Raw genomic sequence first — 23,901 nt, 5'->3', positions numbered from 1 at the left:
GAGGTGACTATGACCCAGATGCCCAACATCATCCGCATCGGCCACGGGGTGTTCTACGTGACCGATCTGGAGCGTTCGCGCCACTTCTACGTAGATTTACTCGGCCTGAATGTGCTGCACGAAAGCCAGAGCGCCCTGTACCTACGCGGCACCGAGGACCGCGAGTGGACCCTCAAGCTCGAGCTGGCCCCCGAACCCGGCGTCAAGCACCTGGGCTACCGGGTGGCCGGCGAACTGGATTTGCAACTCCTGGCCGAGCTGGCCCAGACCCTGGGCCTCCCCCACCGCTGGGAGAGCGAGCAGGATCGGCCCAGAATGCTGCGCTTGCAAGACCCCTTTGGGGTTCCGGTGGCCTTCTATGCCGAAAGCCAGAAGTACCCCTGGCTCCTGCAACGCTACGACCTGCACAAAGGCCCCGGCATCCAGCGCATTGACCACATCAACGTGATGACGCCGCAGGTGGAGGCCATGACCCGCTGGTACATGGATAAGCTGGCCTTCCGCCTCTCGGAGTACACCGAGGACGACGACGGCCGAATCTGGGCGGCCTGGATTCACCGCAAGGGCAACGTACACGACCTGGCCCTCACCAACGGCACCGGCCCCCGGCTGCACCACTTCGCCTACTGGATGCCCGATGCCATGAGCATCATCCGGGCCTGCGACATTCTGGCCGGGGCCAGAGAGACCGAGGCCATCGAGCGCGGGCCAGGACGCCACGGCGTCTCCAACGCCTTCTTCCTGTACCTGCGCGACCCCGACGGCCACCGCATCGAGCTGTACACCTCCGACTACAGCACGGTAGACCCCGATTTCGAGCCCATCCGCTGGAGCCTCAACGACCCCCGCCGCCAGACCTTGTGGGGGGCCAAAACCCCCAAGAGCTGGTTCCTGGAGGGCTCGCTTTTGGAGGCCTTCGAGGGCGGCTGGGTAGAGCCGCAGGAGTCGGAGTTACAGGGGCTGCCACAGCACGTGATCTGAGCCGAGGTCGGCCAGCAGGCCGATTCAAGCCAGACCAAACGGTGGAGTTGTAGCCTGGTTTGTCGTTCTTGACAGTGAGAAAACCTGCGTTTAGACTGTCGCCCAACACAAGGTTAAACAAACGAGTGTTTGTTTGGTTGAGGGAGGCTTGGTGAAGGAAACGGTAGCAATACTGGGGGCAGGCACGATGGGTCGGGGCATCGCCGAGGTGGCGGCTTTGGCCGGCCATGCGGTCTGGCTCTACGACCCCCTCGAGGCCGCCCTCGAGCGCGCCCTGGCCGATATTCGCGCTGACCTGCAAAAGCTGGCCGAGCAGGGCCGCCTGGCGGGCACGCCGGACGAGGTTCTGGCCCGCATACAACCCACCCAATCGCTGGAGGAGTGTGCGAAGGCCGCCTGGGTTATCGAAGCAGCGCCGGAGCAGCTCGAGCTCAAGCAAGAGCTGCTGGGCCAGCTGGGCGAACTCAACCCGAACAACACCCTGGCCAGCAACACCTCGACCTTTTCCATCTCGGCCATCGCCGCCAGGGTCAAGCACCCCGAGCGGGTGCTGGGGCTACACTTCTTCAACCCCGCCCAGCGCATGAAGCTGGTGGAGGTGGTGGGGGGGCTACAGACCGCCCCGGCGCTGCTGGAGCGCGCGCTGGAGCTGATGCGAAGCTGGGGCAAGGAGCCCGTGCAGGTGGTGGACGCCCCCGGCTTTCTGGTGAACCGGGTGGCCCGGCCCTTTTACGGTGAGGCCCTGAGGCTGCACGGCGAGGGCATCGCCAAAGAGCACATAGACTGGATTCTGCGCGGCCTGGGCTTCCCCATGGGGCCCTTTGAGCTGATGGACTTGATCGGGCTGGATGTCAACTACGCCGCCTCGACCTCGGTCTATCAGGCTTTCTACGGCGAGCCCCGCTACCGGCCCCACCCGTTGCAGTACCAGCGGGTGGCCGCGGGGATGCTGGGCCGCAAAACCGGCCAGGGCTGGTACACCTACCCCCCCGGCCCGCCCAAACCGCCCGCCCCGCCCCCGGTGCAGACCCAAGGAATTCCCCTTCCCCTGATTGTCGGGCCCAACCCGCTGGCCCAGGCGCTCCGGGCCCGCTTCCGTCACACCGAAAACCCCGCCGAGGCCCGGTTTGTGCTGGACTGCCGGGTCAAGCTCGAGCGCAAGCACGACTTTTTCGAGAATCTGCCGGTGGTCTCGCTGGTCTGGGCACACTCGGTCAGCAGCGTGCAGGCCGAGTTCAAAGGACGCCCGGTGGCCGGCTTTAGCCTGGTGCCGCCCATCGGGGAAAAAGCCATCGTCGAGCTTTTCGCACCCCTGAGCGGGGCCAGCGAGGCCCTCGAGCTGGCCCAGGCCTACTTCCACGCCCACGGCCACCACGCCCTGGTACTCCCCGACCAGCCCGGTGGGGTGGGCTTCCGCATCCTGGCCCTGCTCATCAACGAGGCCGTCTCGGCCCTGGCCGAAGGCGTGGCCGGCCCCGCCGATCTGAACCGCGCCATGCGGCTGGGCACGGGCTACCCGCTGGGGCCCCTGGAATGGGCCGAGCGGCTCTGGCTCAAGCCGGTGCTGCGGGCCCTGGAAGGGCTTCACGCCGAGCTAGGCGAGGATCGCTACCGCCCGCACCCCCTGCTACGCCGGATGGTAGCAGCGGGTTTGGAATCGTTCGGAAATCTATCCTTGGCCGCGGGCGCTGAGGGAGATTGGCAAAAAAGCGGTGTAAAGGAGGCAAGATGAAGCGAGCGTTGATAGGACTTCTGGCCCTTGGACTGGGGCTGGGCCTGGCCCAGCAGGCCCCCCTGAAGATCGGGGTGGTGGTCTCGGCCACCGGCCCCGCCGCCAGCCTGGGCATCCCCGAGCGCAACACCCTGGTGCTCCTGGAAGAGCAGGTCAACCGCCGGGGTGGGGTGGCGGGCCGTCCGGTGCAGTTCATCATTCTGGACGACGCCTCGGACACCACCCAGGCGGTGCGGGCCACCCGACGCCTGATCCAGGAAGACCAGGTGCTGGCGATTATCGGCACCACCACCACCCCGGCCAGCCTGGGCATGATTGACCCCGTGGCCGAGGCCGGTGTGCCCAAAATCTCCCTGGCAGCCAACCTCGAGATCGTCTTCCCGGTGGATGAAAAGCGGCGCTGGGTCTTCAAAACCCCCCAGACCGAGCAGCAGATGAGCCAGCCCATCGTGCGGGACATGGCCGCTTCCGGGGTCAAGACCGCAGCCTACATCGGCTTTAACGACGCCTACGGCGAGGGCTGGGCCCGGGCCTTCGAGGCAGCGGCCCGCGAGGCCGGCATTCAGGTGGTAGCCTCCGAGCGCTTTGCCCGCACCGACACCTCGGTGGCCGGTCAGGTGCTGCGCATCCTGGCCCGCAACCCCGATGCGGTGCTGATCGGCGGCTCGGGCACCGCGCCGGTGCTGCCCCAGCGCACCCTGCGCGAGCGCGGCTACCGGGGCCTCATCTACCAGACCCACGGCGTGGCCAACCCCGACTTCCTGCGGGTGGGCGGCGATGTGCTGATCGGCACCCGCCTGCCCGCCGGCCCGGTGCTGGTCTTCGACCAGCTCCCCCCCGACTTCCCCAACCGGCAGGTGGCTACCAACTACGTACAGCAGTACGAGGCCCGCTTCGGCATCGGCAGCTACTCCACCTTTGGCGGCCACGCCTACGATGCCTGGGCTATTTTGCGCCCGGCCCTCGAGCGCGCGCTGCGCCGCGAACAGCCCACCAACCTGGCCGCCTTCCGCCGGGTGCTGCGCGACGAGCTCGAGGCCACCCGCAATGTGGTGGGCACCCACGGTATCTTCAACATGTCCCCCACCGACCACCTGGGCCTGCGCTTCAACGAAGCCGCGGTGATGGTCGAGGTCGTTAAGACACCGGCCGGGAAGCTGGACTGGAGGCTGCTGCGAACCTTTAGGTAGGAGGCAGATGGCGGTGGCCAGTAGCTGGTAGCCCAGGCTATTGGCCACCGGCCACCCGAGCTTTATGGACTGGACGATTGTCTCTTTTCTCACCGCCGATGCCCTGCAAAACGGCACCATCTACGCGCTGCTGGCGCTCTCGCTGGTGCTGGTCTTTGCGGTAACCCGGGTGATTCTGGTTCCATTGGGGGAGTTTTTGGTCTATGCCCCCCTCACCTATGTGTGGTTTCTCCCCCCCGAGGTGAGCGGGCTGAACCTGCAGGGCCAGATTCCCGGCACGGCCTGGCTGGCGGCGACCATGCTGCTATGGTGGGCCATTTTAGACCGAAAAAACCTTAGACGGGCCGGTTGGTTGGCTTTGAGTGCGCTGGGGGTGCTGGGCCTGGCCTGGTGGGGGGCCCAGGGGGTGCCGCTGTGGCTGGGCTGGCTGCTGGCCCTCCTGGTGGTGCTGCCGATTGGCCCCGCCTCCTACCGGCTTTTCTTTGAACCCGCCAAGAATGCCAGCGTGCTCACCTACCTGATTATTGCGGTGGGGCTGCACTTTGCTTTTATGGGCCTGGGGCTGGTGTTTTTTGGCCCCGAACAGTTCCGCCTACCCCCCATCCTGGGGGGGCAGACCACCATTGGGCTGGTACCGGTCAACAACCAGGCCTTCCTGGTCTACGGTTTTGCGCTTTTAGCCATGGTGGGCCTGTTTCTGTTTTTCACCAAAAGCATCTACGGCAAGGCCCTGCGGGCCTGCGCGGTCAACCGCTACGGGGCCCGGCTCCTGGGCATCAGCCCCAGCCAGGCCGGCTATGTTTCCTTTGGCATTGCCACCCTCATCGCCGGTGTGAGCGGGTTGCTGCTGGCCCCCCTCATCTCCCCAGCCTACTTCCAGGGCTTCTTGCTGGGGCTCAAGGGCTTTGTGGCCGGCATTCTGGGCGGCCTGATTAGCTATCCGCTGGCGGTGGTGGGGGCTTTGCTGGTGGGGGCCATGGAGTCCTGGGCCTCGTTCCAGGCCAGCGCCTATAAAGATGCCATCGTGTTTGCCCTGCTGCTGCCCATCCTCTTGTGGCGCAGCCTGCAAAGCCACGAGCTGGGGGAGGAGGACTGATGAGGCTTCAGCTATCCCCCATCACCCTGGTGGCCGTTGGACTGCTGCTCTTGCTGCCGCTCTTGCTACCCCCGTCCTCGTTTTACCTGACGGTGGGCAACTACATCGCCTTTGGCGCCCTGGTCGCGCTGGGGCTGTACCTGCTCACCGGCCTATCGGGCATGACCAGTTTCGGCCAGGCGGCCTTCATGGGGCTGGCCGCCTACACCAGCGCCCTCCTGACCATTGGCCAGGGCCTGAACCCCTGGCTGACCCTGCCGCTGGGGGTGCTGGCGGCGGTGGTGGGCGCGGTGGTGCTGGGCGGCATCACCGCCCGGCTCAAAGGCCACTACCTGCCCCTCTCCACCATCGCCTGGTGTATGGCCCTGTACATCGTGATGGGGAGCTGGATTGAGCTTACCGGCGGGCATACCGGCCTGCGCGGCATTCCCTCCGTCTCGGTGTTTGGCTGGAGTTTGAACGACAGCAGAAGCTACTTTTACCTGGCCTGGTTTTTCGTACTGCTGGGGGCCTGGACGGCCTGGAACCTGACCAACAGCCGCATCGGGCGGGCCATGCGGGCTTCCAAGGGGGATGCCATTGCCGCGGCCAGCTTTGGGGTGAATCCGGCGGTGCTCAAGCTACAGGTCTTCGTGCTCTCGGCCATCTACGCCGGTGTGGCCGGCTGGCTTTATGTGCATTACCAGAAGTTTATCAACCCCACCCCCTTCAGCCTGGACGCCTCCATCAAGTACCTGATTGCGGCGGTGGCCGGGGGCGTGGGCAGCATCCCGGGGGTCATTCTGGGCTCGGGGCTGGTGACGGGCCTCGAGGAGGTGCTCAAGGGCCTGCTGCCGCGCATTTTCGGCCGCACCGGCAACTACGAGATCATCGCCTATGGCCTGATTCTGGTGCTCATTCTGATGTTTGCCCCCAAAGGGCTGTGGCCCTTCCTCGAGCGCTACCTACCCAAAGCCCGCCCGCAAAACCCTGCTGGCAGCGGCCTGCCGGGCCGGCTGGTTGTGGGAAAGCCGGGTGAGGTGGTGCTCGAGGTTGACAACCTGAGCAAAAGCTTCGGCGGTCTGCTGGCGGTCAACGGCATGAGTTTTCAGCTCCGCAGGGGCGAGATTCTGGCCCTGATTGGCCCCAACGGGGCCGGCAAGTCCACCTGCTTCAACATGATTACCTCGGTCTATGCGCCCAGCCAAGGCACGGTGCGCTTCAAGGGCCAGCCCCTCGCGGGCCGGATGCCCTACGAGGTGCACCGGCTGGGGATTGCCCGTACCTTCCAGCACCCCCACCTCTTCCCCGAGATGACCGTGCTGGAAAACGCCGCCCTGGGCACCTACGCCCGCACCCAGCGGGGCCTGCTGGCCTCCATGTTGGGGCTCAACCGGGCCGAGGAGGCGGCGGCCCTGGCCGAGGCCTACCGGGCGCTGGAGCGGGTGGGCCTGGCCCATCTGGCCCACCAAAAAGCCGATGGGCTGGCCATCGGTCAGCTCAGGCTGCTGGAGATTGCCCGCGCCCTGGCCTCGGGGCCCGAGGTGCTGCTCCTGGACGAGCCAGCGGCGGGGTTGCGGGCAGGCGAGAAGCGCCAGTTTGCCGCCCTGATTCGCAAGCTGGTGAACGAAGGGGTGACGGTGCTTCTGGTAGACCACGACATGGATCTGGTGATGGGGCTGGTAGACCGGGTGGTGGTGATGCATTATGGGGAAAAGCTGGCCGAAGGCACCCCTGCCGAAGTACAGCGCAATCCCAGGGTGATCGAGGCCTACCTGGGGGAGGCCGCATGAGCGTGCTGGAAGTGCAAAACCTCACCGTGCGCTACGGGGCCGTGGAGGCCGTGCGCAACCTGTCCCTCACGGTAGGGGCGGGCGAGGCCATCACCCTCATCGGCCCCAACGGGGCCGGCAAGAGCAGCACCCTCAAGGGGATTGTGGGGCTGGTGAGCGCCAGCGGCACGGTGCGCTACCAGGGGCAGGCCCAAGGCCAGCGCAGCCCGGAAGCCCTGGCCGCCCAGGGCCTGGTGATGGTGCCCGAGAAGCGGGAACTCTTCGCCTCGATGGAGGTAGAGGACAACCTGCTGCTGGGGGCCTTTACCCGCTTCCAGCGCCGCGAGAAAGGCATCCGGGAAGACCTCGAGCGCGTCTATACCCTTTTTCCTCGCCTGCGCGAGCGGCGCAAGCAGCTGGCCGGCACCATGTCCGGGGGCGAGCAGCAGATGCTGGCAATTGGGCGGGCCCTGATGGCCCGACCCAAGCTGCTGCTGCTGGACGAGCCCAGCCTGGGGCTGGCCCCCCTGATCGTGCAGGAGATTTTTCACATCCTGGGCGAGCTCAAAGCCCAGGGCACCCCCATCCTGGTGGTGGAGCAGAACGCCCGCATGGCCCTCAAGCTGGCCGACCGGGGGTACGTGCTCGAGGCCGGCGAGCTGGTGATGGAAGGCCGCGGCCAGGACTTGCTACACGACCCGCGGGTGATCGAGTCCTACCTGGGCATCCGCACCAAGACCGAAGTCTGATCATGCACACCCTCACCGACCCCTACATGCAGCTTTTGGGCCTGGAAACCCGGCTGGTGGAGCCTGGCCGGGCCGTGGTGGCCGCGCAGGTCAGGCCTGAGCACCTCAACATCCACGGGGCCTGCCACGGCGGCTTCCTGTACAGCCTGGCCGACGCGGCTTTTGCCCTAGCCTCCAACTCGCACGGCACCGCCGCGGTGGCCCTCACCACCCAGATGCAGTACTTCAAGGCCGTGCAGGCTGGTGAGCACCTCGAGGCCCACGCCCTCGAGGAGCACCTGGGCCGGCGCACCGCCACCTACCGCATCGAGGTTCGCAGCAATGGGCGCGTGGTAGCCCTCTTTACCGGCACGGTCTTCCGCTTTGCCGAAGGTTAGCCTGTTCGCAAAAGGCGCTTGTGGATACGACCCCGATAGGATAAAACACCTTATGACCATGGAAGCCTACATTCTGGACGCTGTTCGCACACCGGTCGGCAAGCATGGGGGCGCCCTTTCCTCGGTGCGCCCCGACGATCTGGGGGCCATCCCGCTCAAGGCCCTGCTGGAGCGCACCGGCATCCCCGGTAGCGACGTAGAGGACGTGTATATGGGCTGTGCCAACCAGGCCGGCGAGGACAACCGCAACGTGGCCCGCATGTCCCTGCTGCTGGCCGGGCTGCCCATCAGCGTGGGGGGCTCCACCGTCAACCGCCTGTGCGGGAGCGGGCTGGACGCCGTAGCCAGCGCCGCGCGGGCCATCTGGGCCGGGGAGGGCCAGGTGTACCTGGGGGGCGGGGTGGAGAGCATGAGCCGCGCGCCCTGGGTGATGCCCAAGGCCGAAAAGGGCTTCGCCACCGGCAACGTCACCCTCTACGACACCACCCTGGGCTGGCGGCTGGTGAACCCCCGGATGAAGGAGCTCTACGGCACCGAGGCCATGGGCGAGACCGCCGAAAACCTGGCCGAGCAGTACAAAATTAGCCGCGAGGCCCAGGATCGGTTTGCCCTGCACTCGCATCAGAAAGCCATCCGGGCCCAGCAGAGCGGGGCCTACGCCAGCCAGATGGTGCCGGTGGAGGTCAAAGACCGCAAAGGAAATACCACCCTGGTGCAAACCGACGAGGGCCCCCGGGCCGACACCAGCCTCGAGGCCCTGGCCCAGCTCAGGCCGGTCTTCCGGGCCGGGGGCAGCGTGACCGCCGGCAACTCCTCTTCGCTCAACGACGGGGCCGCAGCCGTTTTGCTGGTGGCCGACGCCTACGCCAGGGCCCACGGGCTCAAGCCCATGGCCCGGGTGCGGGCCATCGCGGTGGCGGGGGTGGAGCCGCGCATTATGGGCATCGGGCCGGTGCCCGCAACCCAAAAAGCCCTGCAGCGGGCTGGCCTCACCCTGCAAGACATCGGCCTGATTGAGCTGAACGAGGCCTTTGCCGCCCAGAGCCTGGCCGTGCTGCAGGAGTGGGGCCTCGAGCCCGAGGATGAGCGCCTGAACGTCAACGGCGGGGCCATCGCCATCGGCCACCCCCTGGGCTGCTCGGGGGCCCGCATCCTGACCAATCTGGTGCACGAGATGCAGCGCCGCCAGGTGCAGTTTGGCCTGGCTACCATGTGCATTGGGGTGGGACAGGGCATCGCCATGGTGGTGGAGCGGGTATGAGGGTGCTCGAGCAGTTCAACCTCCAGGGCAAAACCGCCCTGGTGACCGGGGGCTCGCGGGGCCTGGGCCTGGAGATTGCCTGCGGCCTGCGCGAGGCCGGGGCCCGGGTGGCCCTGCTGGCCCGGCGCGAAAGCTTCTTTGCAGAGGCCCTGAAGCTCATCCCCGATGCGATACCCATTGTGGGCAACGTGCAGGACGAAGCGAGCCTCGAGGCCGCTTTTGCCCGGGTGGGCCCGGTGGAGGTCCTGGTCAACGCCGCCGGGGTGACCTGGGGCCAGGACGCCCTGGAGGTACCGGTGGAGAAGATCCGCGAGGTGCTGGACATCAATGTAACCGGGGCTTTTCTGGCCTCGAGGATTGCCGCCCGCGGCATGAAAGCCCGCGGCTACGGCAAAATCCTCAACATTGCCTCGGTCGCGGGCCTGGCCGGCAGCCCCAGCGAGGTGATGGACGCCGCCGCCTACTCGGCCTCCAAAGGCGCGCTCATCGCCCTGACGCGCGATCTGGCGGTCAAGTGGGGGCCCTTTGGCATCCGCGTGAACGCCCTGGCGCCGGGCTTCTTCCCCACCCGCATGACCGAAAAACTGCTGGCCCGCACCGAGCAGCTCGTGCGCGAGCGCACACCGCTGGGCCGCATCGGGAAAACCGGCGAGCTGGCCGCCGCCGCCCTGTACCTGTGCAGCCCGGCCTCGGACTACGTAACCGGGCAGGTCTTGGCCGTGGACGGGGGGATGACCGCGCTATGAGCTGAGCTTCGATCCGCCGGTTCACCAAAGCACAACCCTGCCACAGGTGTAAACTGTCGTTCTGAAGCCCACAGACCTCGAGGTGCCTATGCCCATGTTCCAGCCCGAACTCGAGACCCTTCCCCGCCCCAAGCTCACCGAACTGCAAAACCAGCGCTTGCGCGAGCAGGTCGCTTATGTGTACGAGCGGGTGCCCTTCTACCGGCAGGCCCTGGACGAGAAGGGGCTCAAACCCAGCGACATCCGGGGCGTAGAGGATTTGCACAAGCTGCCCTTCACCAAGAAAAAAGACCTGCGCGACACCTACCCCTTCGGGATGTTTGCCGTACCCCGCCAAGAGCTCGCCCGCATCCACGCCTCCAGCGGCACCACCGGCAAGCCCACCGTGGTGGGTTATACCAAAGGCGACCTGGAGATTTTCGCCGAGGTGGTGGCCCGCTCGCTGGCGGCCGCAGGGGGCCGGCCCGGCATGATGCTGCACAACGCCTACGGCTACGGGCTTTTTACCGGCGGGCTGGGCCTGCACGGCGGTGCAGAAAAGCTGGGCATGGTGGTGGTGCCCATCTCGGGCGGCATGACCGACCGACAGATCATGCTCATTCAGGACTTCAAGCCCGAGATGATCGCCTGCACCCCCTCCTATGCCCAGACCCTGGCCGAGGAGTTCAAAAAGCGCGGTATCACGCCCGAGGAGATCAGCCTGCAGTACGCCATCCTGGGGGCCGAACCCTGGACCGAGGCCATCCGCCAGAGCGTGGACGAGGGGCTGGGGGTCAGGGCCACCAACATCTACGGCCTCTCGGAGATCATCGGGCCGGGGGTTTCCAACGAGGACGTGAACGAGCGCGAAGGGCTCAGCTACATCTGGGAAGACCACTTCTACCCCGAGGTAGTAGACCCCGAGACCGGCGACCCCCTGCCCGACGGCGAGGTGGGGGTGCTGGTCTTCACCACCCTGACCAAGAAGGCCATGCCCATCCTGCGCTACTGGACGGGCGACCTGACCTACATCACCCGCGAGCCCGGCCCCTCGGGTCGCACCCACGCCCGCATGGCCCAGATCCGGGGCCGCACCGACGATATGCTGATCGTGCGGGGGGTGAACGTCTACCCTACCCAGATCGAGGCGGTGCTCAAGGAGATTCCCGAGGTGGTGCCGCACTACCAGATTGTGCTCACCCGCGAGGGCCCCATGGACGAGCTGGAGCTGAAGCTCGAGGTCGCCGAACCCTTCTTCCGTGAAATCGGGCAGAAGGTGCTTTCCGACGAGGTTATTGAGGCCGACCAGCGGCTGGCCCACCTGCGCGAGAAAGTGGCCCGGAAAATCAAGGACAACGTGGGCCTCTCGGTGAAGGTCTCGCTCATCAACCCCGGCACGGCCCCCCGCAGCGAGGGCGGCAAGCTCAAGCGGGTGGCCGACCTGCGCAAGCTGCGCTAACACCCAGTCTATGAAACCCATTCCCCCCGGCTATCAGGCCAGCTTCGAGACCACTGTCACCGAAGAGATGACCGTGGACTTCGAGCACCCCGACGACCCCCAACTGGGCAAGCTGCACCCGGTCTACGCCACTTACTGGATGGCCAAACACATGGAACTGGCCGGGCGCAAGATCATCCTGCCTTTCTTAGAAGAGGGCGAGGAGGGCATCGGCTCCAAGGTGAGCGTGGATCACCTGGCCTCGGCCCTGCCCGGCATGAAGGTGCGCATTGTGGCCGAGCACCTGCGCACCGAAGGCAACCGGGTGCACGCCCAGTGCACCGCCTGGAACGAGCTGGGCGACCAGATTGGGGTGGGCTACACCGAGCAGGTGATCCTGCCCAGGGCCAAGCTGCTGCGAATTTTCGAGAAGCTGCAGGCGCGCTGGCAGGAACAGCATAAGTGAAGCAACACCTTTGCACACCGCCGTCTGTACCCCTTAACCTGATACCGTGAAGCGCCTCCCCCTCTTCCCCCTGCCCGAGACCGTGGTTTTTCCAGGGCTGCTGATTCCGCTGTACATCTTCGAGGAGCGCTACAAGCAGATGGTGCGGGACTTGCTGGCCCAGGGCGAAGACCAGCGGCGCTTTGTGATTACCCTGGCTACCGCGCAGGGCTTCCGGGCGGTGGGGGGGTATGTGGACTTACTGGCGGCCTCGGAAAACCCCGACGGCACCTTCAACATCGTCTGCCGGGGTGGGGAGCGCTGCCGGGTGGAGGGGGTGGGGGTTTTTGAAAAGAACCTGTACCAGACCACCCTGGACATCCCCTGGCCCCTCGAGCGCAGCGCCCGCAGCGAGGAGATCGTGGTGGCCTGGGATGCCATGGAGGCTTTCCGCAGCTACATGGCTGGGTTCGCCGACCCCAGCGCCCTGGAAGAGGCCATCGCCAACCTGCCCGACGACCCCCTTTACCAGGCCTCTTTTCTGTGCGTGAACCTGCGGGTCTCGGCGCTGGATCGGCAGGCTTTGCTCGAGGCCCCTTCCCTTATCGCCCGGCTCGAGCTGGCCCAGACCCTCATGCGCCAGGGCTCAATGGCCGGCAGCAGCGCCGAGGCCTGAATTACGCCACCCGGCGCCGCATCTGGGCTATCCCCAGGCTGAGTAGCAGCAGCGCGGCCGAGAGCAAGGCAAAAATTGCCGTGACCTCGTCCTGGCGGATGCGCCACAGCAGCGGGCGGGTCAGGTCGCGGTAGGCCTCTTTGAGCTTTTCCGCCGAATCGACATAAAAGTACTGCCCATCGCCCACCCGGGCCACCTCTTTGAGGGTCTCCTCGTCGAAGAGCGCGGCCTGCGCGTATACCTCGGGCAGACCCGGCACCGGGCCGCTGGTGGTACGGCCAATGCCGATGGTGTGCACCCGGATCTGCTGGCGGGCCGCCTCCTGGGCCGCCACCACCGGGTCAACCCCACCCAGACTCCGCCCATCGGTAAGCAGGATGATGGTCGCCAGCCGCCTGGGGTCGGGGTCTTCGGCGCGCTCGGAAAGGGGGGGCAGGGCCTGGATGCTCTCCAGGATGGCATCGCCGATGGCCGTGCCCAGGTTCAACTGCAAAAAATCCACTGCCTCCAGCAAGCGCCCCCGGTCGGTGGTGAGGGGCACCACCAGATGGGCATCCCGCGCAAAGGTGACCAGGGCCAGCCGCAAACCCTCCGGTAGCTCACGGATGAAGGTGCGCAGGGCCGCCCGGGCCGCCTCAAAGCGGCTGGGCTGCACATCGGTGGCCTGCATCGAGAGGCTGATATCCACCGCCAGCACCACCGCCGCCTTGGGATCAGCCTGCCACACCGGCAGGGAGGGCCGGGCCAGGGCCAGCACCGCTGCCAGCAAGGCCAGCAGATACAGCCCAGCCGGGAGGTGCTGCCATCCGCCAAGAGCTTTCCGAGAGCGGGCCAGCGCTCCCGCGTCGGGGTGCAGCACCACCAGCTCGGAGGGCGGCCGCAAAGCACGCCCGTACAGCCAGACCAGCAGGGAAACCAGCAGCAACAGCGCCAGCGCCCAGGGCCACAGCAAGCTCATTCAGATCACCCGTCGCCGCCAGGCCGACAACCCCAGGCTAAAGCCCAGCAACAGCGCAGCCAGTAAGCTCAAAAGGCCGCTAACCTCGGTGGTCTGGGGGCGCCAGGCCAGCACCCGCCCCAGGTCGGCATGGGCTTTGCTCAGGTCGCTGGCCGAAAAGATGGGGTAGTAGCGGCCCCCGGTTCGGTCGGCTACTTTTTTGAGCATCTCCTCGTCGAAGTTGTGACCGTGGGTGCCCACCCCGATGGCGTGTACCTGGATGCCGCGCTCGAGGGCCTGATCGGCGATTTTGAGCGGGTCGTTGCCAGAAACGTCGTGACCGTGCGAAAACAGCACAATCACCCCGGGCCTCGAGCCCTCGGGAGGGGTTTGGGGGAGGGCCTCCAGGGCGGCCAGCAGTCCGTAGGTAAAGGAGAAGCCCCCACCCAGGTCGAGGTTATCAATAGCCTGGCGAATGGCCTTGCGATCGGTGGTAGGCGGCAGCAGCAAGGTTCCATAGCCGGAAAAGGTCACCACCCCCACCTTGATGTGCCTGGGGAGTTTATCCACCAGGGCCTTGGCGGCCATCTGGGTGGCTACCATGCGGTTGGGGGCGATATCGGTCTGGCGCATAGACCAGCCGTTTTCAATCGCCAGAATCACCCCGGCCAGGTTCTCGGGCATCATCAGCCGGAGGGTGGGGCGGGCGGTGGCGAGAAGGGCCGCAGCCAGGGCCAGGAAAAAGCCGATCAGGGGCAGGTAAAACCAGATGTTCTGCTGGTTCGTGCCAGCCATGGGGCCTATCCCCGGATACCAGACATGGCCGCTCGAGCGCCCCTGCCGCCATCGCCAGTACAGCACACCCAGGGCCACCAGACCCAGCAGGGCCCACAGGTTCCAGGGTGCGAGAAAGCCCATGGCTACAAACCCCTACGGCACCCGGCGCTGCCAGCGCAGGCTCAGCCCGGCCGCCAGAATCATCAGCGCGGCGGCCAGGGCCGAGAGCAGCGAGGAAACCTCGGTCTTGGTACCCTCCCAGCGGATGACCACCCCCAGTTCCTTAACAATCGCCCGGAGGGCCTCCTCGGTGGGTGGGTAGGTGTTTTTCCCCCCGGTGGCCTGGGCGAGCTGCTCGAGGTTCCTGGGTTCAAAAGGGATGTAGTAGTGCCGCCCTTCAATCTGGGTCACCGCACCGCCAGGCTGTCCCATGGGGAAGGTGTACAGCCTCACGTTGGCGTTTTTGGCAAAGCGGGCCGCGACCTCGAGGGTGGTGCGGGTGGGCAGCGTGGGATTGCTGCTCACGTTGGAGGCCCCGTCCGACAGAATCACCAGGCTGCCCGGCGGCAGGTTGGCCGGGGGCTGGGCCTGCTGGGGCAGCGGCAGATCGGGGATGCCCTGCAAGGGGTCAGGCTGGCTCAGACCGGGGGGTTGTAGCTCGGCAGGGGGTCTGAGGGTGTTGCGCCCCGGCAGCATCCGCACCCCGGTGATGATGGCATTCTCGATGGAGGTGTTCTGGGCTGGCTTGAGCCGCTCGATGGCTTCCAGCAGCTTCTGGCGGTCGGTGGTGGGCATCACCAAAGCCGAGGCCGAGTCGGAGAAGCTGACCAGGCCAATCTGGGTGGTGGGCGGGGCCAGCTCGATAAACTTGCGGGCGGTGGCCTTGGCGGCCTCCAATCGGTTGGGATTGAGGTCGGTGGCCAGCATGGAGCGCGAGGTATCCACTGCCAGCACAATGGCCGCCTTATTGGTCGGCAAGGGGGGACTGGCCACCGGACGGGCCGCGGCAAGCAGCAGCAAGCACAGGGCCAGCAACTGCAGCGCCAAAGGCCAGCGCACGTGGGCCTTGGGCGGCCGGCGCACCACGCTACCCAACAAATGCGCGTCGGCGAAAGCCTCGGCGGTGCGTTCCCGTCGCCGGTTGACCCAGGCCAGGAACCCAATAAACGCAGGAATTAGCAGCAGCAGCCACAAGAAAGCAGGCCAGGTAAAGCTCATCTTCGCCCCCTTCTGCGCAAGGTGAACTTGAGGAGCGGCTCCACAATTTCCTGGGCGGTAGACAGGTGCAGCGCATCCACCTGGGCCGCCCGCAGGGTGCGCTCGAGCATAGCTTCGCGGGCCTGCACCAAAGCCGCATGGGCCCGGCGCACCCTGGGGTCGCTGGTATCAATCCAGATCTCCTCACCGCTCTCGAGGTCGCGCAGGCGTAGCTCGCCCGCGTTGGGCAGCTCTTTTTCGGCAGGGTCGAAGATGCGCACCGCCACCACATCATGGCGATAGGCCAGCCGCCGCAGGCCAGAAGCCCAAAGGGGCTCCTGCTCGGGGTTTTGACTGAGAAAGTCGGAGACCACAAACAGCAGAACCCGGCGCTTGAGGGTTTTGGCCGCGTGCTCGAGCGCCTGTTCCAGCGAGCCACCGGCAGGACTGGGTTGTTCTACCGGCTTTGCCCGCTGTTTTGAGCCGGGAACAGCCCCCTGGTGTGCGGCCACCAGTCCGTACAGCTCGTGTAGAATCCGCAGCGCCTGCCGCCGGCCCGTACCGGGCGGTACGATCCGCATCCCAGCTTCCGAAAAACCTATAGCGCCCACCTTGTCGCCGTGCCGCCCCGCAATGGCCGCCGCGGTGCCCACAAACTCCAGGGCCTCCTCGAGCTTGAGCACCCGCCGGGTACCAAAGCGCATCGAGGCCGAGAGATCGACAATCAACCAGACCGTGACCTCTTTTTCTTCGCGGTACTGCCGGATGTGGATTTTGCCGGTGCGGGCGGTCACGTTCCAGTCTATGCGGCGCACCTCGTCGCCGGGCTGGTACTCCCGCACCTCGGCCAGATCCAGGCTGGGGCCGTAGAAAAAGCCGGTGTAGTCGCCAAACAAAAACCCGTCCAGCCGCTTCAAAACCCGGAACTCGAGCCTGCGCAGCAGCTCAGTGGGCAGCTCGCGCGGGCGGGGTGGGGCCTTCGTGGGTTCGGCCTCGAGGGTGACTTCGATCTGGCTCTTGCGCGGTCGTCGCAGCAGCATAACTCGTCCTGCTCAGGCCGAGGGGTTCTCGGCGGCGGGCCGGGTATCGCGGTAGGGATCGCCGATGTGCACCTTGGGCAAGGGGGTGGCGGCAATGATCTTCTGCACCACCTCCTCGAGCTTCACCTCGTCGGCCAGGGCCTCGTAGGACAGGATGATGCGGTGGCGCAGCACCTCGGGGGCCAGGTCGCGCACATCCTCGGGCAGGGCGTACTCGCGGCCCCGCACGATGGCCAGGGCCTTGGCCCCCAGAATCAGGTTGACGCTGGCGCGTGGGCTACCCCCAAAGCTGATGTACTTCTTCAGGTTCGAAAGGCCCACCTCGCCGGGGTCGCGGGTGGCCCGGGTCAGCCGCACGGCGTACTCGGTGACGGCCTGGTGTACGTGCACCTGGTCGGCCATGGCCTGCAGGTGGCGCAGCTCGTCGCCGGTGAGCACCTCGTTGACCCGCTCAAACTTGGTAGAAACCCGCTCCACCACCGTCATCTCCTCGTAGAAGGCGGGGTAGTCAATCCATACCTTGAACATGAAGCGGTCTACCTGGGCCTCGGGCAGGAAGTAGGTGCCCTCCGACTCGATGGGGTTCTGCGTAGCCAGTACCAAAAAGGGGTCGGGCAGCTTGAAGGTCTCGTGTCCGATGGTGACCTGGCGCTCCTGCATGGCCTCGAGCAAAGCCGACTGGATCTTGGCCGGGGCCCGGTTAATCTCGTCGGCCAGAATCAGGTTGGCAAAGATGGGGCCCAGCTCCACCTCGAAGCTGGCCTCCTTGGGGTTGTAGATGCGGGTGCCTACTAGATCGGCGGGCACCAGGTCGGGGGTGAACTGGATGCGCTTGAAGCTGGCCCCGATGGCCTCGGCCATGGTCTTGATGGCCAGGGTTTTAGCCAGCCCCGGCACCCCCTCGATCAGGATGTGGCCCCGCGCCAGCAGCGCCACCAGCATGCGTTCCAGCATCAGATCCTGCCCCACAATCACCTTCTTGACTTCCAGCAAAAGCGTGCGCAGCTTGGCGGCGGCATCCATCACGGCCTGGGGCTCGAGGGTGGTTTTAGGCGCTTCGTTCATAACAACCTCTCCAGAAAACAAACACACGAGGTGCGGTAGGTGGTTTTAGATGCTCTGATCCGGATTGCTGTCGGGAGGGGTGGGGGTGGGTTGCGGGGGAGGGCTGGGCAGGGAGGGGGTGTTGGGCTCGAGGGGAATCAGCTCTGGGGAGCCCCCCGGCATACCGGGCCCTGGCTGCGGGCCTCCGGGCCCCGGCATGGGCTGTCCGGGCAGGTCAAAGCGGTATAGCTGACCATCCTGGTAAATCAGAATGGGACACTCCGCAGCCGGCTCCTGCCCGGGCTGCGGCTGGCCGGGCCCCGGCCCCGGCTGAAGTGGAATCAGCTCACGGGGATCGGGCATCGGTTGGAGCGGCTGCTGCTGGTCAAACTGTACCCAACGGGGCTGTCCCAAGCGCGGTTCAGAGGCCCCCACCGCCCATGCCCTGGGCGCCGACCGCAACCCGATCGCGTAACCCGCAGCAAACACAGCCAGCAGCGCCAGGGCGGCCACAACCGGTTTACCCAACCCACCCAGCCTGAGCTTTTCCATGCTTTACTTTATGATGCAATACTGGGTTCAATCTGAGAATGCCCTACGTTTGAACCCCCAATTTCTCATCAGCAGCGGCCATAAACCACTTTCCATGGCGAAATCGCAACGGAACACAGCCCTGCGATTACCTGATTTCAACCCCCGACCACTGCTCGAGCAGCCGGGCCACAGCGGTGTGATCCACGTCTGTGCTGCCCACCTCGCGCTTGGCAATCTCGAAAAACTCCCGCATCTGCCGCAGCAGGGGGGCCGGGGTGCCGGCGGCCTCGAGCACCTTGGCGCAAATACCCAGATCTTTAGCTAGCAAGCCCAGCGCAAAGGTGTTGGTAAACTGGCGGCTCAGCACCCGCTGACCAAACAGGTTCTCGCTCACGTTGGAGCGGCCCGAGGAGGCGTTGATGACCTCGAGGGCCAGCCTGGCATCCACCCCTTGCTTGACCAGGGCCACCATGCCTTCACTCAGGGCCCACAGGTTAACCGCCAGCAAGGCATTATTCACCGCCTTGACCGCATGCCCCGACCCCAGCGGCCCTACGTGCACAATTTTTGCGGCATAGACCTCCATGACCGGCCTGGCACGGGCAAAATCTTCGGCTGAACCCCCGGCCATCACAGTGGCCCTGCCCTGAACCGCACCGGCCACGCCACCTGACAGGCAGGCATCCAGGTAGGAAACCCCTTTCTCCTGCAGCACCTGGGCGGTCTTCCTGGCCAGCTCGGGCTCGCCCGAGGTGTGATCCACCCAAAGCGTGCCGGGGCGCAGGTAGGGCAGTAGCTTGTGGGCCATCTCATCAACCTCGAGGGAAGTGGGCAGACAGGTGAACAGAATATCGGCCTGGCCGAGTTCGCTCAGATCGGCTGGCCTGGAGCCATAGGCCTTGGCGTGGGCCAGGGCCTTATCAAAGGTGCGATTCCAAACCAGGGTCTCGTATCGTTTTGCCAGATGTCCAGCCAGCGGATACCCCATAGCGCCCAGTCCGATAAAAGCTGCTTTCATAGTCAAGATAATAACCAGGGGTTCTCAAGCAGAGAAACGCTGTTTGCTGCGACAGCTTCCCGTAAAGCAGATCAACCTCTGCGCAACGCCCAGGGCAGCTTCTACCGGGCCGCCCAGGCGCACCTGCTCATAAAGGGTGATCCAACACCTTTGGCGAATCCAGTTTGCTACGAAACACTTCCCTCAGACCAGGAATCACCTGCACCCGCATCTCCGTTTGATCAAAGGCCTCGTTCCACCAGGAAAACCCACGCACCGCTGGCCAGCGGTTGGCCAGCAGATCGGTGAGGGCAGCCTCAGCCCACTGCACAGCATTCACACCCGGGTTGCCGGCTGTAACCCCAAACTCCGCCACCACCACAGGCTTGGTCGGCGCCAGCCGTAACAGGCGGGGCATAACCGCATCCATACCATCTGCAAAGGTTTGGGAATTGTTCTCCGTCGGTTCCTGTGCCCCATAAACAGAAACACCAATCCAGTCCACCACATCGTCGCCAGGGTAGTAATTCTCCAAACGGTTCCACTCAGCGGCAGGATCATCGTAGGCATCCACGTGCCACACCCAGGTTAAATTGTCGGCCCCAACCGATCGAATGGTCTGAACAATGTGGCGATACGCCTCACGGAAGCGTTCGGGGCCCAGCGTAGGCCCGCCATTCCACCGGCCGTTCCAGGAAAACCACTGGCCGTTGACCTCGGTGCCCCATTCCACCAAGAGGGGCGTGCCAAAATTTTGGGCCGCCCGGCCCCAGGCCCTGAGATCGGGGTCAAAGTCGCCTCGTAGAATCGCCTGCAAACTGTACAGCGGCTCGGGAACATACGTCTCGCTGCTACTGCGCAACATCAGTCGGATATATGGAACGGCATTCCTCGCCCGAATCCACTCAGCGGTAGCGGTAGGAAAATCCCGACCAGCAAACCAGTCGTTGGAAAAATAGACCCAGGCCACCCTACGGTTGACGGCCTGCTCATAGGCCTCCAGCGAGGAAGGTGTTATCTGGTACTCCTCCCGATCCTTTTGACCCGGATACACACCGTGGTAAAGCGTACCAGAGGGGGGCACCCCTATTCTCCTGACCAGCGGCGGCTTGGGGTTCACAGGCCCAGGCGGGAGGGTGAAGTCATAACACCCTCCCAGCATCAGCAAGATCAGCAAAGCACCGATTCGTTGCATAGGGCCACAGCACCGGCTACTGCGTGGTGACGCCCGTGGGGTCTACATACGTGTAGCCCAGGGTATTGCGAATATAGCCCAGGAAACTTTCAAACTGCGCCGCCGAGTAGGCATTGGGGCCGGTGTAACTTGGGTCAATGGTGTAGGCGTGGAAGAAATGGCCCGCCCAGGGGCAACGCAACACCCGGTTGGCTCGAGCCGCTTCCTCTACCATGGGCAGCAGGTAGTTGGGCTGCACGCTGCCAAGGTTTTCAGGAAGCATCAGGGTGCCATTCACATCGCGCACTGGATAGGGGAAAAACTGCCCTGCAATAACCGAACCCACCCGGTAGATGCGCCGTTCCATAGCCCGGTTGTACGTCTGGTTGAAGGTAGCGTAGTAGCTGGGGTCTGCCTCGTAATGAGGGGTTGTCCAGCCAACGGGGGTTAAGTTGGACAGCGCAGTGCTCAGGCTGCTCAAAATCGAGCGCCCGGTCTGAATGCGCTGCAGCGCACTGCTGGCGGTCATCCCCGGTATGGGCGTGCTGGTAATGCGATTGCCGCTGGCATCCAGCTCCACCCGCCAGAATTCCCAGTCATCACCCGATATACCAGAAGGATTCTTCAGATTTTCAAACTGATGGGTGTAGCCATGCTGGAAAATTCTGCCGCGAATCCTGGGTATGCGGCGAAGCTGGGCGAGGGCCCCGCTGTTTTGCGTCCAGCGAATTTGAGTTACCGGCGTGGTGTTGTTGTCGATGTACAGGGGTATGGCCGTAGCCAGGAAGGGAATTCCTACCCGGTTGATGATATCCAGCATGCGCTTGAGATCAGCGCCCTGGTCGTTTGGGCTCAAATCTTCCATGCGGGCCAAGGCCCTGGGCGCACAGGTGGTGTCCCGGCCCATCATGGGCGCAATGAGATCCGCAAAAATCAGATAGCGATCCTGCTCATGAATATAGGTGAAGGGATTGTCGGCGATGTACCAAAAGTTGCCGCTTTGCAAGGCGTAAGGTATCTGCCGCCCTGCGCTATTTCTGGCCCAGGCGTGTACGATCACGCTGGGAGACTCGGGGGCCACCTCCATCATCTCGATAGGCACTTCCAGCAAGCCCGGGATGTATTTTTTGAAAGCATAACCCCGATAATCAATCCTGTTGAAGCCAGTCGAAAACTCAGACGGCTGATACTCCGGGTACAAGGCCACATAGCGCAAGCCGAGCTGGCTCAGGCTGGCCCCGATGGCGGCGTTATCCAGACGCCAGATGTTGTAGTTGAGCCAGGTAACTTTTGCACCGGCCATGATGTCCGAGATGAACGCGGGCGGAATTGGGTCTTCGTAAGTGCTGCCAATGTAAAAGGTGCGATAGTACTGGTTGGCCTCTCCAGCCGTGTAGGCAGAAATCGCCTTGCGGGTTACCACCACATCGGCGTAGCGGCCCAACAGGTTGGTCAGCATGATGGCATAGATCTGGGCCGCATCGGGATAGGAGAAGGCCTGGGTCTGCACGTCACCCAGCGCCTGTGCCCCCGTCTGGCCGCGCTTGTCTTTAGCGCTTTTCTTAGGGCGTGTCGAACTGTCGTAGGCCAGGCCTGGTTTGAGTTGCACAGACCCAATTTTGGCCTTACCTTGTAAAGAAACTCCGTCGGATTCAGCAAATGTACCCAGCCCATCAGGATAAAGAATCAGCACCGGGGTGACTGCCTGCGTATTAACTCCACCCCCCTGGTTGTCTTGTATGTCCTGCACGTTCGGCCTTGGAGAGCTGCCACAAGCTGCCAAAATCAGCAGGCCGAGCAGCAGAAGCAAAGTTTTGCTGTAATGCTTGACCGCCTCGAGCCATTTTGCTAGGTTCATACCACCGCTCCTTTGCCAATCCAACGCAATACGTCATTTATTCGCTGTAATGGCTGATACTTTGGATTCGTTCTGCAGGCGTTCCTGGGTCTCGGTAATGCGCAGCCTGAGGCGATCGGGATCAAGCGTTTGGTTGCGCAATAAAATTTCACCCAAGGGCACTCCGGAAGGCTTTGTGCGCAAGGCTAAAGCCAGCTCTTGGGGGCTTACATCACCGTAAAAGAGCAGCACATCCCCCAAGCGACGGCGAACAGACTCAAGCACCTCAGCAGGCACATAGCTCTTGCGCTCGGTTTTATCCCAAACTGGGGTCGCACCTTTGCGGGCCCCTCGAGCGGGCCAGAAGTACATACGCCAGGCCCTCAGAGTAGCCAGAGCATTGATGATGTTTCCCACAAACCACCTCAAGGGAAACAATGGCAGCACCACGGTGGCCTGTAGTGCTTCGGCTACCCCATATACAGATTTGATTGCAGCAAAGCGCATCAGGAGGCGCTCGAGGGTGATCAGCAGAACACCACCACTGAGCACCAGCATTAACCGGGGATCTGCATGCGGCCAGTCGAGGAAGTAGGCCAGTACAGAGTACAAAGCCAGTGGATAGCCCACAAAATGGATCAGGTTGGTATATTTCCCCTTCCAATCACGCCAGAGTATCAGTCGTTCCTTTAAGCGCAGTCTTTTGAGGCCAGTCTCCTTGGGGCTCTGCATGGTAATGCCATAAATCCAGCGCGCCTTTTGCTTTACAGCAGCCGGTATTTCAAAAGGAAAGTACTCCTTAATTCCCACTACCTCGTTGCAAACCCGGCCTCGATCATCTATGCGCTTGAGCCGCTGCACGTGGAAGTGCACCCGAAAGCCTTTTTGCCACAAGCGCAACGACATGTCGTAATCCTCGGTCAGGTTTCCCTCTCGGAAAACCGGGCCTTCAGCCGCCAAAAAGCTCACCACTTCTCGTCGCAAAGCGAAGCCGGTACCAGCACTGGGCACAAACAAGCCAAACCCCTCGCGTATCGGCATGTGGTGAAGGTGGCTCTCTGCAAATTCGTCGGCATAAGTGCCGGAAACAATGCGGTTTAGCCACCGCCACCAGGGCAGCCTGGGAAACATGGCAATCACCGGCAATTGCACCATGTCATGGCGGCTAAGCAGGGCGCTGTAGAAGCGAAAGGCATAAGGGTGAATCACGTCCTCTGCGTCATGTAGAGCAATAACATCAAACGCCTGATTCCGGATGTTCTCGAGGTCTTGGATAAAGGCAAAAACCTCATTAAGGTTCTGGCTTTTGCTAGTTGGCCCCGGTTTCTGATTAACTACGCAATGTACTCGAGGGTTGCTCTTGGACAGTTCGCGTACTTCATGCAACGTGGCCTCGTCGTTGGGGTATACCCCAATAAAAAACTCGATCCGATCCTCCGGATAACGCATTAGACGATACGTGGCCTTCGCCATCTTGGCCACCACCCCAGCTTCCTGCCAGGCTGCCACCATTACTGCGATGCGCTTGGGGTTGTCGCTTTCAAGTTCCTCCTTCGAAAGACCGGCCTGCTGAAAACGGCGTCTTCGAAACAGGTAGGCCGCATCGAAAATCAGGTCGTCAAAGATGGCAACAAGGTATCCAAAGCAGACCAGCACCAATACTGCTCCAATAAAATCAGGCATACATACCTCTCGCAAGTGTTTCCAAATAAAAGGGAAGATTTACTGGGAGGTAAATCACTGAGCCAAGCAGTGCTATATGGATGATTTTTAGCTGCTGGCCGCCAAGCCTTCCAGCTTTTTGTGTCTTACAGTAACGCTACCTGTTCAGGTGTGTCGGTTTGATCAAAAAGTAGGGGTAGAACCGGCTCGTTCAGGTTTTGTCGGCTTTTCATGTGAAATTTCTCCTCTACTACCCGGCTAATATGCATAAATTTTCCTCC

Annotated in this window: 22 protein-coding genes; 12 read left to right on the top strand and 10 right to left on the bottom strand. The window is 63.7% G+C overall.

Annotated features, from left to right (window positions below; genetic code table 11):
- Positions 1-9: 9 nt before the first annotated feature.
- From hpaD to MRUB_RS06690, 12 genes are all read left to right on the top strand, one after another.
- A complete protein-coding gene (gene hpaD / locus MRUB_RS06745; RefSeq protein WP_013013611.1) occupies positions 10-981 on the top strand; it encodes a 3,4-dihydroxyphenylacetate 2,3-dioxygenase in 972 nt (323 codons plus the stop codon).
- A 151-nt stretch (positions 982-1,132) separates the two neighbouring features.
- Positions 1,133-2,713, top strand: a complete 1,581-nt coding sequence (locus MRUB_RS06740) for a 3-hydroxyacyl-CoA dehydrogenase NAD-binding domain-containing protein (RefSeq protein ID WP_013013610.1) — start codon at positions 1,133-1,135, stop codon at positions 2,711-2,713.
- A complete protein-coding gene (locus tag MRUB_RS06735; protein ID WP_013013609.1) occupies positions 2,710-3,903 on the top strand; it encodes an ABC transporter substrate-binding protein in 1,194 nt (397 codons plus the stop codon). Before MRUB_RS06740 ends, MRUB_RS06735 begins: the two co-directional genes overlap by 4 nt.
- Before the next feature lie 64 nt (positions 3,904-3,967).
- Positions 3,968-4,999, top strand: coding sequence for a branched-chain amino acid ABC transporter permease (locus tag MRUB_RS06730; RefSeq protein ID WP_013013608.1), 1,032 nt, complete (start codon positions 3,968-3,970; stop codon positions 4,997-4,999).
- Complete coding sequence (locus MRUB_RS06725) at positions 4,999-6,771, top strand: branched-chain amino acid ABC transporter ATP-binding protein/permease (protein ID WP_013013607.1); 1,773 nt, start codon at positions 4,999-5,001, stop codon at positions 6,769-6,771. The genes MRUB_RS06730 and MRUB_RS06725 overlap by 1 nt, the downstream gene beginning before the upstream one ends.
- Positions 6,768-7,499 (top strand): ABC transporter ATP-binding protein, encoded by a 732-nt coding sequence (locus tag MRUB_RS06720; protein WP_013013606.1) that lies wholly within the window; start codon positions 6,768-6,770, stop codon positions 7,497-7,499. Before MRUB_RS06725 ends, MRUB_RS06720 begins: the two co-directional genes overlap by 4 nt.
- Positions 7,500-7,501: 2 nt before the next feature.
- Entirely contained in the window at positions 7,502-7,876 is a 375-nt protein-coding gene (gene paaI, locus MRUB_RS06715) for a hydroxyphenylacetyl-CoA thioesterase PaaI (protein WP_013013605.1), read from the top strand.
- A gap of 52 nt (positions 7,877-7,928) precedes the next feature.
- Positions 7,929-9,137 (top strand): 3-oxoadipyl-CoA thiolase, encoded by a 1,209-nt coding sequence (pcaF, locus tag MRUB_RS06710; protein WP_013013604.1) that lies wholly within the window; start codon positions 7,929-7,931, stop codon positions 9,135-9,137.
- A complete protein-coding gene (locus MRUB_RS06705) occupies positions 9,134-9,883 on the top strand; it encodes an SDR family oxidoreductase (protein WP_013013603.1) in 750 nt (249 codons plus the stop codon). Before pcaF ends, MRUB_RS06705 begins: the two co-directional genes overlap by 4 nt.
- Positions 9,884-9,977: 94 nt before the next feature.
- Positions 9,978-11,321, top strand: coding sequence for a phenylacetate--CoA ligase family protein (locus MRUB_RS06700; protein ID WP_015586559.1), 1,344 nt, complete (start codon positions 9,978-9,980; stop codon positions 11,319-11,321).
- A gap of 10 nt (positions 11,322-11,331) precedes the next feature.
- Positions 11,332-11,766: a thioesterase family protein gene (locus MRUB_RS06695; protein ID WP_013013601.1), complete on the top strand. Its 435-nt coding sequence runs from the start codon at positions 11,332-11,334 to the stop codon at positions 11,764-11,766.
- 46 nt (positions 11,767-11,812) lie between these two features.
- Entirely contained in the window at positions 11,813-12,421 is a 609-nt protein-coding gene (locus tag MRUB_RS06690) for an LON peptidase substrate-binding domain-containing protein (RefSeq protein ID WP_013013600.1), read from the top strand.
- Between the two features lies 1 nt (position 12,422).
- Here the strand turns inward: MRUB_RS06690 and MRUB_RS06685 are convergent, their stop codons facing one another.
- From MRUB_RS06685 to MRUB_RS06640, 10 genes are all read right to left on the bottom strand, one after another.
- Positions 12,423-13,379 carry a vWA domain-containing protein gene (locus MRUB_RS06685; protein ID WP_013013599.1) on the bottom strand — a complete coding sequence of 319 codons (957 nt, stop codon included), beginning with the start codon at positions 13,377-13,379 and terminating at the stop codon, positions 12,423-12,425.
- Positions 13,380-14,276 (bottom strand): vWA domain-containing protein, encoded by an 897-nt coding sequence (locus MRUB_RS06680; protein WP_013013598.1) that lies wholly within the window; start codon positions 14,274-14,276, stop codon positions 13,380-13,382.
- Positions 14,277-14,288: 12 nt separating this feature from the next.
- Positions 14,289-15,353: a VWA domain-containing protein gene (locus MRUB_RS06675; protein WP_013013597.1), complete on the bottom strand. Its 1,065-nt coding sequence runs from the start codon at positions 15,351-15,353 to the stop codon at positions 14,289-14,291.
- Positions 15,350-16,372 carry a DUF58 domain-containing protein gene (locus MRUB_RS06670; protein ID WP_013013596.1) on the bottom strand — a complete coding sequence of 341 codons (1,023 nt, stop codon included), beginning with the start codon at positions 16,370-16,372 and terminating at the stop codon, positions 15,350-15,352. The genes MRUB_RS06675 and MRUB_RS06670 overlap by 4 nt, the downstream gene beginning before the upstream one ends.
- Before the next feature lie 12 nt (positions 16,373-16,384).
- The gene (locus MRUB_RS06665; protein ID WP_013013595.1) at positions 16,385-17,437 is read right to left on the bottom strand and encodes an AAA family ATPase; all 1,053 of its coding nucleotides are present in this window, start codon (positions 17,435-17,437) and stop codon (positions 16,385-16,387) included.
- A 45-nt stretch (positions 17,438-17,482) separates the two neighbouring features.
- Positions 17,483-17,968, bottom strand: coding sequence for a hypothetical protein (locus MRUB_RS06660; RefSeq protein ID WP_013013594.1), 486 nt, complete (start codon positions 17,966-17,968; stop codon positions 17,483-17,485).
- A 127-nt stretch (positions 17,969-18,095) separates the two neighbouring features.
- Positions 18,096-18,968: an NAD(P)-dependent oxidoreductase gene (locus tag MRUB_RS06655; RefSeq protein ID WP_015586558.1), complete on the bottom strand. Its 873-nt coding sequence runs from the start codon at positions 18,966-18,968 to the stop codon at positions 18,096-18,098.
- A 127-nt stretch (positions 18,969-19,095) separates the two neighbouring features.
- On the bottom strand, positions 19,096-20,142 hold the full coding sequence (locus tag MRUB_RS06650; RefSeq protein WP_013013592.1) for a glycoside hydrolase family 26 protein: 1,047 nt from the start codon (positions 20,140-20,142) through the stop codon (positions 19,096-19,098).
- A gap of 16 nt (positions 20,143-20,158) precedes the next feature.
- A complete protein-coding gene (locus MRUB_RS06645) occupies positions 20,159-21,730 on the bottom strand; it encodes a polysaccharide deacetylase family protein (protein WP_015586556.1) in 1,572 nt (523 codons plus the stop codon).
- 282 nt (positions 21,731-22,012) lie between these two features.
- The gene (locus tag MRUB_RS06640) at positions 22,013-23,641 is read right to left on the bottom strand and encodes a glycosyl transferase family protein (protein WP_013013590.1); all 1,629 of its coding nucleotides are present in this window, start codon (positions 23,639-23,641) and stop codon (positions 22,013-22,015) included.
- Positions 23,642-23,901 lie beyond the last annotated feature (260 nt).

The organism is Meiothermus ruber DSM 1279, assembly GCF_000024425.1.
Taxonomy (GTDB): domain Bacteria; phylum Deinococcota; class Deinococci; order Deinococcales; family Thermaceae; genus Meiothermus; species Meiothermus ruber.
Note: the sequence above shows the minus strand (reverse complement) of the source record. Positions and strands in the feature narration are given on the sequence as shown.

What these genes read in the sequence shown, in the direction of transcription:
- MRUB_RS06675 (WP_013013597.1), bottom strand. Translation starts at nt 15,353, where the DNA reads ATGAGCTTTACCTGGCCTGCTTTCTTGTGGCTGCTGCTGCTAATTCCT.
- MRUB_RS06640 (WP_013013590.1), bottom strand. Translation starts at nt 23,641, where the DNA reads ATGCCTGATTTTATTGGAGCAGTATTGGTGCTGGTCTGCTTTGGATAC.
- hpaD (WP_013013611.1), top strand. Translation starts at nt 10, where the DNA reads ATGACCCAGATGCCCAACATCATCCGCATCGGCCACGGGGTGTTCTAC.
- MRUB_RS06685 (WP_013013599.1), bottom strand. Translation starts at nt 13,379, where the DNA reads ATGAGCTTGCTGTGGCCCTGGGCGCTGGCGCTGTTGCTGCTGGTTTCC.
- MRUB_RS06660 (WP_013013594.1), bottom strand. Translation starts at nt 17,968, where the DNA reads ATGGAAAAGCTCAGGCTGGGTGGGTTGGGTAAACCGGTTGTGGCCGCC.
- MRUB_RS06705 (WP_013013603.1), top strand. Translation starts at nt 9,134, where the DNA reads ATGAGGGTGCTCGAGCAGTTCAACCTCCAGGGCAAAACCGCCCTGGTG.
- MRUB_RS06650 (WP_013013592.1), bottom strand. Translation starts at nt 20,142, where the DNA reads ATGCAACGAATCGGTGCTTTGCTGATCTTGCTGATGCTGGGAGGGTGT.
- paaI (WP_013013605.1), top strand. Translation starts at nt 7,502, where the DNA reads ATGCACACCCTCACCGACCCCTACATGCAGCTTTTGGGCCTGGAAACC.
- MRUB_RS06680 (WP_013013598.1), bottom strand. Translation starts at nt 14,276, where the DNA reads ATGGGCTTTCTCGCACCCTGGAACCTGTGGGCCCTGCTGGGTCTGGTG.
- MRUB_RS06670 (WP_013013596.1), bottom strand. Translation starts at nt 16,372, where the DNA reads ATGCTGCTGCGACGACCGCGCAAGAGCCAGATCGAAGTCACCCTCGAG.
- MRUB_RS06730 (WP_013013608.1), top strand. Translation starts at nt 3,968, where the DNA reads ATGGACTGGACGATTGTCTCTTTTCTCACCGCCGATGCCCTGCAAAAC.
- MRUB_RS06665 (WP_013013595.1), bottom strand. Translation starts at nt 17,437, where the DNA reads ATGAACGAAGCGCCTAAAACCACCCTCGAGCCCCAGGCCGTGATGGAT.
- MRUB_RS06720 (WP_013013606.1), top strand. Translation starts at nt 6,768, where the DNA reads ATGAGCGTGCTGGAAGTGCAAAACCTCACCGTGCGCTACGGGGCCGTG.
- MRUB_RS06735 (WP_013013609.1), top strand. Translation starts at nt 2,710, where the DNA reads ATGAAGCGAGCGTTGATAGGACTTCTGGCCCTTGGACTGGGGCTGGGC.
- pcaF (WP_013013604.1), top strand. Translation starts at nt 7,929, where the DNA reads ATGACCATGGAAGCCTACATTCTGGACGCTGTTCGCACACCGGTCGGC.
- MRUB_RS06655 (WP_015586558.1), bottom strand. Translation starts at nt 18,968, where the DNA reads ATGAAAGCAGCTTTTATCGGACTGGGCGCTATGGGGTATCCGCTGGCT.
- MRUB_RS06695 (WP_013013601.1), top strand. Translation starts at nt 11,332, where the DNA reads ATGAAACCCATTCCCCCCGGCTATCAGGCCAGCTTCGAGACCACTGTC.
- MRUB_RS06700 (WP_015586559.1), top strand. Translation starts at nt 9,978, where the DNA reads ATGTTCCAGCCCGAACTCGAGACCCTTCCCCGCCCCAAGCTCACCGAA.
- MRUB_RS06725 (WP_013013607.1), top strand. Translation starts at nt 4,999, where the DNA reads ATGAGGCTTCAGCTATCCCCCATCACCCTGGTGGCCGTTGGACTGCTG.